This window comes from Bacillus sp. 2175 (assembly GCF_057812155.1).
Genome location: NZ_JBSZSU010000011.1, coordinates 164,142 through 177,379 on the forward strand (window position 1 = coordinate 164,142; position 13,238 = coordinate 177,379).

The window sequence follows — 13,238 nt, forward strand, 5'->3', positions numbered from 1 at the left end:
ATAAAAAATATACATCATAATCATTAAACAATATATTAAGCATCGTAAACATATATTGGCTCGTCATAAAGGCGTAAACATTTTGACCAATTTCCACATAACGTTTCCCATTCACCAGCAGGATATACTTCCGTACGCAATATATGAAGTGGTATACGTAAATTCAATAACCGACCACTAAGCGTCGTACGAGTAACTCCCGCTGGCATTAAAAACTTTGCTTCAATTACCTTTTTCAGTTCCATCAACGAGTATTCTGGATAACTCATCAATATTTCATTTGAATGAGGCCAGACCTCAGTATCATTTGAATGACGGCGTACCGTATACTCATGTTGATATAAGCTGACAATACGATGCCATATCTCTAAATGATTAAATAAATCGCTATTTAAATCCCTTGCATATAAAAAATGTACTTGTTTATTTGCTTCTGTAATTTTTGCAAGCAAACGTTTATTAGCAATAATCTTACCTGACCAAATTATTGTAGGTTCTTTCTTTAAATTATTTACCCATTCCCCCATTGGTAATAAATGATTCCAAGCACGAATTTTTATTTTTTCATCAGGTACTACCTGTACAGCAACGCGTTTACAACCTAATGCCATCATAGCCTTCATACGATGGGCACCATCAAGTAACAGATAATTACCATCACTAAGCTCAGATACTAAGGGAGGATTCCGTAAAACACCTTCGCTTTCCATTACACGACAAATTTGTTCCAATCTTTTGTGTTCATATGATTCATGAAAGCGAATTTGCTTGGGATGTAAGAGATCTAAGGCCGAAATAATTTCACTCATAAAAACAGCTCCTCAAATAATTACATAAATTCTAAGCTTATCAAATAACTAATTTTCTATAATGATTAGTCGTGTTTACCGATATTTAGCAGCTATTAGACAATTATTTCAAACTACGTTTAATAATTTTACTAGTCTTCTAATAAAACACCTATTTCCTTTTCCCTAGCCCTTTGATAGTAATAAGCAGCAATGGCTACATCAAAAATGGCCATACCCATTGGATTAAATAATATTGCTTTGTCATAAGGGAAGTTTTGCAGTGCTCCTCGGATTACAACGTCAGCAATTGATACTGTATCTTCTTTTTGTAAACCTCTTTCAAGGTGCATCCTTTCAACATCAGTTTTTTCACGACAGACTTCTTCCCAATTATCAACAACTAGGGATTTTGTATATTCTAAGATATCAGGCTTAAAATCACGAAGAGAAACATTGAGTAGTAGCGCTCCATCTTTAGGTTTCTTATCAATATAACCTTCTGCAGAAACAGTACAAGTAATAAAAATATCAGCATCATTATAGGCTTCTTCATAAGCATTAACCTTTTGAGTTTTAGAATAAATATCCTCAGGAATTAATTCGTCTTTAATTCCATTGATATCATATAGGTAAACACTTTCGATTTTATCGCCTAATAGGGCAGTTACCATCTTTAAATGCATCTGACCAATAGGTCCAAATCCAATAATTCCAACTTTAACATTATTTAAATCTCTTAACTTGGCAAACTCTCGAATCATTAACCCTGTTACAGAAGCTGTTCGTATTACACTGACCATTGCTGTATTAAGCGTCGCAAATGGTTTTCCAGTCATAGCATCATTTAATATAGTAACTGAATGAGCACGCTGAATACCTTTCTCAATATTCTTCGGAAAACTAGCTATCCATTTGATTCCTGAAACCTTAAATTCTCCTCCAATATAAGCTGGCATAGCAATAATTCTATTAGCCGGATCATCGAAACGTAAGTATGGCTTAATTGGCTGAGAAAAATCATCTAAATCAAGACTTTTTACTGCCTTTGAAATGACATTTATTGTTTCTTCCCAATTAACACCCATTTCATTGATATGTTTGGTATTTAAATACATCATAATTGCTTCCTCATTTCTATATCATTTTTATAAAGAAACTAATTGGTCTTCTACTGATTTTTGTGTATTAAGCCATTCTACCCATTCTACGTTGTAAATAGTTGATGTGTAAGCTTGTCCATTATCAGGACACAAGAAAACAACATTAGGTGTATTTTGAACATCCTTATTTTCAAAATACTTTTGGATTGCATAATATGAAGTCCCTGATGATCCACCAGCAAATATTGCATGTTTATTAAATAGCTCATAACAACCTGCAACAGTATGAACCTCCGGTACAATCATTACATCATCAATCAATGCTTTTTTAACCATACCAGGTATCATACTGGCACCAATTCCTGGTATGTACCGTTTACGAGGCTTATCACCAAAAATAATGGACCCTTGACTATCTACCGCAATAATTTTAATATTAGGGAATTTTTCTTTTAATCGTGTAGATACCCCAGCGATAGTTCCTCCAGTACTCACTCCAATGAAGGCATAATCTAACTGTTTAAAATCATTAGATATTTCCCCACCAATTCCTTGATAATGGGCTTCAAAGTTATCAGCATTATTATATTGATTTGTCCAGTATGCATTAGGAATAGTATTTAAAAGTTCTTCCACCTTATTTAAACGCGTTAATAAATAGCCACCTGTTTCATCTCGTTCATCCACTTTAGCTACTTGATAGGAAGTTGCTCTCAAAAAATTCTCATAACTATCATTAATATTTGGATCAATAACTGGTATGAATTTCAGGCCGATATACCTACAAAGAGTAGCAAGAGCAACCGCAAAGTTACCAGATGAAGATTCGATAATTGTAGAATTTTCAGTCACTTCACCGCGACTTATTGCTGATTTTAAAATATGGTGAGCAGCACGCACTTTAACACTATTCATTAAATTGTGATATTCTAGTTTTGCATACAGATTAATCTTTTCATGCTCTAATTTAATCATAGGTGTGTTGCCGATTACCCTTTCTAAACTCTCTAATTTCTTGAGCATAATTTGCTTCCTTTCTTGGTTAAAATCTAAAAAAATAATTAAAGATAATATTTGTAAATGTTCTTTCGAATGTATTTCAAATAGAACTTATACCTGAAAGACAATAAATGCTAGATTCTTTAGTATCGATAAGCTAAGCACCATTCAAGTACTGCCATAGCACTATTTAGCTTGTTTTCGGCCTGGGTAAATACAATACTTTTCGGTCCATCAATAACTGTTGCTGCTACTTCTTCCCCTCGGTGTGCTGGGAGGTCATGCATGAAAGTAGCTTCCGGATATAAAGTCAAAATTCTCTCTGTCACTGCAAATGGATTAAATGCATCTTTCCATAAAGGATCTATTTTGCTTGTCCCTGTTGTTTGCCACCTTGTTGTATATACAACATCCACTTCACTAGGTAACATTTTTATATCATGACATTCAATAACTTTAGCACCAGATAATCGTGCATATTCTTTTGATTTTTCAAGCACACTTGGAGACACTCCATAACCAGCAGGTGTAAAAAGATATAACTCCGTACCTGGAAAACGAGATAAAGAAAGAGCTAGAGCTGCAGCACTGTTATTACCTTCTCCCATATATAAAACCCGTAATCCAGCTATTTCACCAAATTTTTGTTTCATTGTTGTTAAGTCTGTTAGCGCTTGTGTTGGATGTTCTTCCGTACTCATTGCATTAATGACTGCCATACGACTTTGAGATGCCAGCTTTTCCATTTCCTTTTGACTATCTGCAGTTCTTGCTACTAGTGCATCCAGCATTCGCGAAAGTACTTGAGTAGTGTCTTCTATAGACTCCCCTGTATTTTCTTGCAAATCATTTGGACCATACGTTACAATTTGTGCACCCATCTTTAATGCTGCAACAGAAAATGCCGATCGAGTTCTAGTCGATGTTTTACGGAAGTAAATCCCAATTATATTTCCCGCTAATATTTGATTAGGTTGCGATTTACCTGTGGCAAACTCTACCCCACGAGTTACAATTTGGTTAATATCACTATCAGTAAGATCCTCAAGAGTAATTAAATGTTTTCGAATAGCCATTATTATATTACCTCCCTTTTGAATAATTGCATGTAACAAAAATGTATTTACATATGTATGTAAATACAAACTACTAAACAGCTAAAGTAAAAATAATAGATTGGAAATATAATTCATGTGGATCCATTACCACACTTTTCTATAATTTTTTTTAAACTAATGTATAGCAGTTGATATATAGCCTATATGAACTCGAATACTATTTTTACTCAGAAATACTTACATATAATTCTATTGTTAGTCTATATTCCTATTTTTTATGATATAGCTCTGCTGAATATATTACACACTACAACACTAAAAATATACTCAAAATACAGAATTTTCAGCTTTCTCAATTCTTTCATCAATTTTCTGTCAATTCATATTCAAATTATCTTTTTTACTAATAATATACATACAATGTTGGCTGTTTCTTTTATAGCCCACTTCTAAAAAATCCACCCATTCAAAAATAACGTTTTCCGGATTGTCAGTTAAGATACAAATTACTGCTGCAGTCATTAAAGAGTCCTCTTTAAAAGAGATATACTCCTTCTACTGGCTCGCTATTTTTAGTTATGATAACCTCTTAATTGTTACAGCTATAACGCTAACAATTGTTATTGCAACCATTGATCTAAGTAAACAAACAATGAATGACATACTAATATATACACAAAGTAATCTATTAAGCGTAAAATGATTGCATCTCCAGCAAGTTTAATTACTTATTCAGATCTTTGCTTTTATAATTTTCAAAATTAAATTTCCGAAAATTTTCTTTCCTTAAGGAAATATCGATCATTTTAAACTATGTAAGAATGCTTATCTTCTATAAAGTAATTACACAAATCAACAAAGTCAATTTCAATTATTGATTCTGGAAAACTATCTAAAGAAGCACAACAAGAAAGCTTATAATCTTTACCAATAGTAAACTTTTTATAATAAACCTCATTAGATAGCATGTCACCATAAAATATTGTATTTTTTTTAATAACAAAAGAGTTTAAAGGTATAGTTAGTCCTTTCCCTATCCATTTAACAAAGCTTTCTTTTATAGTCCATAATTCATAAAACACATCTAATTGTTGTTCTACATTTAATGAATTTAAATAATTAAATTCTTCCTCAGTAAATATATTTTTAATCATTGTAGTATCCATGGGCCGGACTTTTTCTACATCTATTCCTACTTCTTCCTCATGAATAGCTCCAACAACCCAACTTTCGGAATGCGATATATTAAAATGAAAATTATTTAACTCATCCACATAAGGCTTTCCGTATTCATTGTATTTATATTTAATATCTTTATTTTCTTTTGAGAAATTTGTAGTAATTAAATATCTTATTATAATGTCTCCAATTAAGGCGCTATATTGGTCGGGCTTTCTTTTATATTTCTGTATTTTCATCTGCTTTTCTTTTGAGACCAAACTCATAAGTTTCTGCATAATGTTATGATCTATATTTCCTGGCACACGTACCTTATATATATTCATTATTTCCTTCCCACCTAACTTCTTATATAAATATAAAAAACTCTCAATGAATAATTCCTATTTATTTTTGATTAGTAAAAAACATTTTCAGAGGATAATATTCTATTTTACATTCATATTTTCGACTTATTTTCTAACCTCTTTATGTCTATTATTGAATGGGCTCAAAGAAAAAAGTCTCATAATATGTTATACACGAATTTATGAGACTTTTAGAAAACTAATAGTGTACAATTTCAAATAATATTTCACCTATTTGCATGTGCTAATAAGAGCATTTGTTTAAAACTCATTTTTATACTCTTTACCAACTCATGAATATGCGGTTTCTCTAACATACTCAGATGGGAACCTGGCACTTGCAAAGCGTATACTTCCCCTGATGTATATTCATTCCATCTGTTATAATCTACTAGTGGGTGAATGTCATTAATAGATGCATTAAATAGAAAGATATCTGCTTTTATTTTTTGTTTACAATTATATTTTAGGTATGCATATCTATTAGCTATCATTACTTTTAACTTATTCATCATTGGATCTTCAAAATTTTGCTGACAACTATTTTCATTCAATGTAAATTTTTTCAGTAAAGATTCTATTAATTGTTCTTCACTCATTTGCTCAAAACTAATTTTCTCAATCCCTAACTGATCATTGAATTTTTCCAATTCTTCAAAGGCATTCTTAATATTTAAACTAAGAATCTCCTTACCTTGTTCAATAGGATGAACATCAAGTAAACCTAGAAAACTAACTTTATCACCTAGTTCTTCTAATTTTCTAGCCATTTCAAATGCAACTATTCCTCCAAAAGACCATCCTAATAAGGTATATGGCCCTTCTTTTTTTACTAGTTTAATCTCTTCTATATATCTTACCGCCATTTCCTCTACAGATAAGTTTGAAAATCTATTATCATCATATCCTATAGATTGTAACCCATATACAGTCTTATCCTCTCCTAATTCTCTAGCCAAATCATAATAGTTTAATATACCCCCTCCTTGTCCATGAACAATGAACCATTGACTATCCTTGTTTGTCCCATTTTGAATTGGAATTAAACACTCACTGTCTATTCCTTTATTCCTACTTATTACATCACTTAATTGTTCAATAGTAGCATTTTGAAATAATAAACTTAATGGCAGTTGTACATTAAACATTCTCTTGATATTTTCGAATAACTTTAATCCCTTAAGAGAATGACCACCTAATTCAAAGAAATTATCATTTATACCAATATTATTTACGCCTAATATACTACTCCAAATATCAATTAAACTACTATCTATGTCATTTCTTGGTGGTACATAATTACTATTGTCCAGTGTATTTAGCTTCGGTAACTTACTTCTATCTATTTTCCCATTTTGTGTTAATGGTATATTGTGAATTGGTATGAGTTGTTGAGGTATCATATAATATGGTAACTTTGTTGCCAAATATGCTCTTACCTCTGGAATAGGAATATCTTTTTCTGTAACTACGTATGCACATAAATACTTTTCCCCAGCTTCATCTTCTTGATCTATTACTACGGCCGTTTTGATTGTCTCATATTTTAACAAACTCGCTTCTATCTCACCTAGTTCTATTCGATATCCCCTTATTTTTACTTGATGATCGACTCGACCCAAGTATTCAATGTTACCATCAGGTAGCCACCTTGCTATATCCCCTGTTTTATATAGTTTCTCACCTCGTTCAAATGGATGATCAATAAATTTATCTGCTGTTAATTCTTTTCGATTGATGTATCCTCTAGCTAACCCTATGCCAGAGATACATATTTCACCTGGAACACCTATAGGTTGTATCCTATAAAATGAATCCAATATATAAATTTTAGTATTTAACAATGGTGAACCTATCGGTACGTTTTGTGTTGTAATTTCTTTATTACTCTCATATCGATAAGATGTACAACAAACTGTAGCCTCTGTAGGTCCGTATCCATTTAATATTTGGAGGTTCCCCCTAAATAGATGATCGTATTTTGCGAGTAATTCTGTTTTAATGGGTTCTACTCCCACAAGTAGCTTATTTAACACTATCTTCTGGTTATCTCTAACAAAATAATCATATATTTCATTTAATAAAGTAGGTGGAATATATGATAATGTAACCTGTTCTTCAAGAATAACTTGTACAAGTTTTGATACATCAAACTTCTCACCTTGATAAATAGTCATTCTTGCGCCATATATCAATGGGACAAATATCTCAAAAATAGTAACATCAAAAGAAATACTACTTGAGAATAGAACGTTATCAGTTATCCCTATATCTTGAGAGAAATCTTCATACATTGCACACAAAAAATTAGTCAAGGATCGATGTTCAATCATTACTCCTTTAGGTTGTCCTGTAGAACCTGATGTATAAATAACATACGCTAAGTTGTGAGGTTCTATCATCATTTGCATGTCTTCTCCTGGTTCTTCTTCAAAAGACATATCCATTAGATCTATTACATTACCTTGGAATTCTATTCCCTTTATTTGATGTACTAATACATGTGAACACCCACTGTCTGTCAGCATATATTCCACTCTTTGTTTTGGTAAGTCGGTATCAATTGGTAAATACGCCCCACCTGCTTTTAAGACACCTAATATACCTATAACCATCTCGATGGATCGTTCCATTATCACACCAACAATGGATTCTCTTTTAACTCCTTGGTCTAATAACCTTCTCGCCAACTGATTAGCTTTTATATTTAATTCATTATATGTAATTCCTTTTTCATTACATACAACGGCTATTTGATTAGGGTTCCGTTTTACTTGTTCTTCAAACATTTTATGCACTAATAAATGATTAGAATTTGAATTCTCTTTTTTGTTAAATTCATTCATAATACAATGTTCTTCTTCTATAGATAACATATTAATATTACGCAATCGTACTCTAGGGTTATTAGTTACTTCCTCAACTATATTTGTAAAATGTACCATTAACCTTTCTATTGTCTCCGCTTTAAATAACTTAGTACTATATTCTACTTTTAAATGAATGTTATTATCTATTTCCGTTGCTACTAATGACAAATCAAATTTTGAAACTGACTGCTTAAACGGATACGGTGTAAATTCTAATTCACCAATAGATATTGGATTCATATCCATGTTTTGAAAAACAAACATGGTATCAAATAATGGATTTCTACTTGTATCCCTATGCAAGTCTAAACCTTCTAATAGTTCTTCAAAAGGATAGTCTTGATTTTCATAAGCTTCTAATGTATTGAGTTTTAATCTACTCAAAAACTCAATAAACTCATCGTCATTTTCTAGATAATTTCTCATTACCAAAGTATTAATAAACATACCAATCATATGATTAGTATCAGAATGAGACCTTCCAGCAATAGGCGAACCTACAATAATGTCTTCTTGACCTGTGTATCTAGATAAAAGTATGTTATAAATGGCCAATAAAATCATATATGGCGTAGTACCAGTTTCAGTTGCTAGCTTATTTACTTTAAAAGTTAAATCTCTTCCCAAATTAAAAGAACAAACATTACCTTTAAAGCTTTGTATAGTCGGTCTTTGAAAATCGGTTGGAAAATTTAAAACCGGGAGTTCTCCTTTTAAAGTTGTTAACCAATAATTCTTTTGTTCACTAATTAGATTCTTATAGTAAGGTCCATTTTGCCACATCACATAGTCTTTGTACTGCACTCTCAATTTTGGAAGCTCATTTCCTTTATACAATTCTACAAACTCTTTTATTAATATCCCCATTGATAAACCATCAGATATTATATGATGCATATCTACTACAAGGATATGTCTTTCTTCTGCTATCCTTAAAAGCAACACCCTTAATAATGGAGGTTTTGATAAATCAAATGGACTTATAAACTCATGTATTAAATAATCCGCATCTTTTTCATTTACATGAACGTATTCAATATTGAAATCTACATTAGGCTCAATTTTCTGCACTAATTCCCCATCTAAAATTTGAAAAGAAGTTCTTAATATTTCATGTCTCTCAATTAAAGATTGAAATATATTTTCAAACTTATCTTTACAAATATCCCCTTCTACTTTAAGTATTGTGGGCATATTATAAGTTGTATTTGTACCATCTTCGAATTGATCTACTATAAACATTCTCTTTTGTGACGTAGAAGCTAAATAATACTCTTGTTGTTTTACAGGTTCTATGGAAATATAATTACTTTTTTCCATTTCTAATATACATTTTGAAAAATCAACCAAAATAGGAAACTTAAATAGGGATTTAATAGATAATTGCACATTAAATTCTTTATTAACGATAGAAATTAGCCTAGCAGCCTTTAATGAATGACCACCTATCTCAAAAAAATTATCCCGTATTCCTACCCTTTGTATTCCTAATACATCTTTCCAAATCTCAACTAATTTTCTTTCTGTAGAATTTGTCGGCTCTAGATGACTAGATTTCAAATTATTTATAGGTTGAGGTAATTTTTTTCTATCTATTTTTCCGTTTTGTGTTAACGGTATGTTTTGAATGGATATGATTTGTTGAGGTATCATATAATATGGTAACTTGGTTGCTAAATATGCTCTTACCTCTGGAATAGGAATATCTTTTTCGGTAACTACATACGCACATAAATACTTTTCTCCACTTTCATCTTCTCGCTGTATTACTACGGCGGTTTTGATTGTCTCATATTTTAACAAACTTGCTTCTATCTCACCTAGTTCTATTCGATATCCCCTTATTTTCACTTGATGATCAACTCGTCCCAAGTATTCAATGTTACCATCAGGTAGCCATCTCGCTATATCTCCTGTTTTATATAATTTCTCACCATGTTCAAATGGATGATCAATAAATTTATCTGCTGTTAATTCTTTTCGATTGATGTATCCTCTAGCTAACCCTATGCCAGAAATACATATTTCTCCTGGAACACCTATAGGTTGTAGCCTGTGAAATGAATCCAATATATAAATTTTAGTATTTAACAATGGCGAACCTATTGGTACGTTTTGTGTTGTAATTTCTTTATCCCTCTCATATTGATAAGATGTACAACAAACTGTAGCCTCTGTAGGTCCGTATAAATTTAATATTTGGAGGTTCCCCCTAAATAGATGATCGTATTTTGCGAGTAATTCTGTTTTAATTGGTTCTACTCCCACGAAAAGTTTATTTAACGATATCTTCTGATTCGCCCTTACAAAATAATCATATATTTCATTTAATAAGGTAGGTGGAATATATGCTAACGTGACCTGTTCCTCAAGAATGACTTGTACAAGTTTTGGTACATCAAACTTCTCACCTTGATAAATAGTCATTCTTGCTCCATATACCAATGGGACAAATATTTCAAATATAGTAACATCAAAAGAAATACTACTTGAGAATAGTACATTATCAGTTATCCCTATATCTTGAGAGAAGTCCTCATACATTGCACACAAAAAATTAGTTAAGGAACGATGTTCAATCATTACCCCTTTGGGCTGGCCTGTAGAACCTGATGTATAAATAACATATGCCAAATTTTGAGGTTCCATCGTTATCTGCAAATCTTCTAATTGTTCTTCTTCAAAAGAAATATCCATTAGATTTATTACACTACCTTGAAATGCTACTCCCTTTATAATAGAGTTTTGATATGTTAGTAGATGTGAACACCCGCTGTCTGTCAGCATATATTCCACTCTTTGTTTTGGTAAATCGGTATCAATCGGTAAATACGCCCCACCCGCTTTTAAGATACCTAATATGCCTACAATCATCTCAATAGAGCGTTCCATCATCACACCAACAATGGATTCTCTTTTCACTCCCTGATCTAATAACCTTCTCGCCAACTGATTAGCTTTTATATTTAATTGCTTATATGTAATTTCTTTTCCATTACATACAATCGCTATTTGATTAGGATTCTGTTTTACCTGCTCTTCAAATAATTGAGGAGCTGTTACAGTCTCACAAAGTAATGTTTTATGAACTTTAGTCGTATGATTGAAATCAAATAATATTTGATTCTTTTCTGTTTTAGGCATTACATCTAGATCCATTGCAGATTTATTTGGATCTTTCATTAATATATCTAAAATATTATATAAATGATTAACTATTCTACTAACTAATCCTTCACTATATAAAGTAGAATTGTAATCCACTTGAACCTTTAACTGTTCTTCATTTTTCATAAACCTAATAACCATATCAGAGTTTATTTTATCTGTACTCTCATAACAATGAATATCATCTAACATTACTATTGTATTTAATACGGGAAGATTATTACTCTCTCCATCTAGACTTAATAATTGAGTAAGTTTATTAAAAGGAAAATGACAATGTTCATTTGACTCTAAAATTGTTTCTTTAATTTTATATATTATTTCTTTGAAATTATCTTCTTGATTTATTTGAGTACGTAATAATAAAAAGTTGTTTTGAAAAACCGTCTCTTCTTGACCTTGCTTAAAAACTGGCATTCCAATTACTACATCATCCCTATTGGTATATCTACTTAAGAGATATTTCACGCCTGATAATAAAATAGTGTACAGTAACATATCAGAATTATTGCTAATTGCTACAGCTCTCTTCGCAATATCCGATGGGAATTGACAATAATAACTTTCTTTAGAAGCCTGAATATTATTTAAAGACAGACAATCACAAGGAAATCTACTTAACTCAACATCACCTGATAACTTGTCTAACCAATATTCTTTTTCTTTTTTAAATTTTTCACTAGATAATAAAACCTGCTGGGTAAATTTATCAAGCATTTTTTCTTCCCACCATTCTCTATGATATTGATACTAAATACTACATATTTAGTGGTTATGTTCCCCATAGACCTATCCGTTTTATCATGAGGGGGCACAATCATACTCGTCATTGGGAGTTTTCTTCCTCAGTAATAAAACTCCCAATGACGACCAATTAGATTGCTACTTTAACGATAGAAGTTTCACATAAAGCATAGAAATGCACTTTTCTCTTACTCAGATACATCTCTTAATTTTTTTACTTCACAGATTTTACCCTATCTAGTATTTTCATAATTAACTCGCCCACGATGTCAGCTTGATGTAGTAAAAACATATGACCACCATTAACTATTAGAAAATGAACCTCATTGCCCCATTCTACCCACTTCTTAGCCCCTTTTACTGTATAATTAGAGTCTGTTGTTCCACTAATAATATATAGGGGCGCTTTCAACAATGTTGTGTCATCATTTATATAATTCTCAATGGCACGAAAGTCTGATCGAATAACTGGAAGGATATAGTTTAAAAGCTCCTGATGTTGTAATACTTCATCCGGTAATCCTCCCAAAGACTTTATATAATCTATAAAGTCTTTATCATCTAAATGATTTGTTTTTCTTCTTATTTCCGGTGGATTCATAGCAGAGATAATAACATTTTTAGGATTTATGCCCTTACTTTCTAAAATTTGAGCCATACGGTGAACTATAATTCCTCCCATGCTATGGCCAAATAATGTAACCTCTCCCTCTAAAATTGGTTGCATCTCCATTAAATATAAATTAACAAGATCATCTATGTTATCAACTAGTGGAGAAAGATTAGGACCATGGCCTGGAGGATCAAATGAAATAAGTTTTATATCTTTCGGTAAATAATTCTTTAAAGGTAAAAAAGAATTCGAATAGCCCCCAGCATAAGGAACACAAACCAAATATTTTTTACTATTCAATCCTGGCGATAAATCTTTCATTAATTTTCTCAAGTGACTTCTCCTTTATTAAATAAAATTTTCATCAAA

The 13,238-nt window shown here is 31.6% G+C and carries 8 protein-coding genes; all 8 read right to left on the reverse strand.

Going from position 1 to position 13,238, the window contains the following annotated elements; all coding sequences use genetic code 11:
* Positions 1-35 precede the first annotated feature (35 nt).
* The 8 genes from ACXKY9_RS31355 to ACXKY9_RS31390 all read right to left on the reverse strand — a co-directional run bounded on the left by ACXKY9_RS31355 (position 36) and on the right by ACXKY9_RS31390 (position 13,202).
* On the reverse strand, positions 36-809 hold the full coding sequence (locus ACXKY9_RS31355) for a ParB N-terminal domain-containing protein (RefSeq protein ID WP_001289608.1): 774 nt from the start codon (positions 807-809) through the stop codon (positions 36-38).
* Between the two features lie 131 nt (positions 810-940).
* On the reverse strand, positions 941-1,909 hold the full coding sequence (gene sbnB / locus ACXKY9_RS31360) for a 2,3-diaminopropionate biosynthesis protein SbnB (protein ID WP_016090583.1): 969 nt from the start codon (positions 1,907-1,909) through the stop codon (positions 941-943).
* 27 nt (positions 1,910-1,936) lie between these two features.
* Positions 1,937-2,914, reverse strand: a complete 978-nt coding sequence (gene sbnA, locus ACXKY9_RS31365) for a 2,3-diaminopropionate biosynthesis protein SbnA (protein ID WP_000914210.1) — start codon at positions 2,912-2,914, stop codon at positions 1,937-1,939.
* Positions 2,915-3,033: 119 nt separating this feature from the next.
* On the reverse strand, positions 3,034-3,966 hold the full coding sequence (locus ACXKY9_RS31370) for an ornithine carbamoyltransferase (protein WP_001007708.1): 933 nt from the start codon (positions 3,964-3,966) through the stop codon (positions 3,034-3,036).
* Positions 3,967-4,323: 357 nt separating this feature from the next.
* Complete coding sequence (locus tag ACXKY9_RS31375; protein WP_016090582.1) at positions 4,324-4,470, reverse strand: hypothetical protein; 147 nt, start codon at positions 4,468-4,470, stop codon at positions 4,324-4,326.
* Between the two features lie 284 nt (positions 4,471-4,754).
* Complete coding sequence (locus tag ACXKY9_RS31380) at positions 4,755-5,453, reverse strand: 4'-phosphopantetheinyl transferase family protein (protein WP_016090581.1); 699 nt, start codon at positions 5,451-5,453, stop codon at positions 4,755-4,757.
* A gap of 248 nt (positions 5,454-5,701) precedes the next feature.
* The gene (locus ACXKY9_RS31385; protein ID WP_016090580.1) at positions 5,702-12,229 is read right to left on the reverse strand and encodes an amino acid adenylation domain-containing protein; all 6,528 of its coding nucleotides are present in this window, start codon (positions 12,227-12,229) and stop codon (positions 5,702-5,704) included.
* Positions 12,230-12,470: 241 nt separating this feature from the next.
* Entirely contained in the window at positions 12,471-13,202 is a 732-nt protein-coding gene (locus tag ACXKY9_RS31390; RefSeq protein WP_016090579.1) for a thioesterase II family protein, read from the reverse strand.
* Positions 13,203-13,238: the final 36 nt, after the last annotated feature.

Coding starts and splice junctions, on each gene's coding strand:
- ACXKY9_RS31380 (WP_016090581.1), bottom strand. CDS start 5,453: ATGAATATATATAAGGTACGTGTGCCAGGAAATATAGATCATAACATT.
- ACXKY9_RS31375 (WP_016090582.1), bottom strand. CDS start 4,470: ATGACTGCAGCAGTAATTTGTATCTTAACTGACAATCCGGAAAACGTT.
- sbnB (WP_016090583.1), bottom strand. CDS start 1,909: ATGATGTATTTAAATACCAAACATATCAATGAAATGGGTGTTAATTGG.
- sbnA (WP_000914210.1), bottom strand. CDS start 2,914: ATGCTCAAGAAATTAGAGAGTTTAGAAAGGGTAATCGGCAACACACCT.
- ACXKY9_RS31370 (WP_001007708.1), bottom strand. CDS start 3,966: ATGGCTATTCGAAAACATTTAATTACTCTTGAGGATCTTACTGATAGT.
- ACXKY9_RS31385 (WP_016090580.1), bottom strand. CDS start 12,229: ATGCTTGATAAATTTACCCAGCAGGTTTTATTATCTAGTGAAAAATTT.
- ACXKY9_RS31355 (WP_001289608.1), bottom strand. CDS start 809: ATGAGTGAAATTATTTCGGCCTTAGATCTCTTACATCCCAAGCAAATT.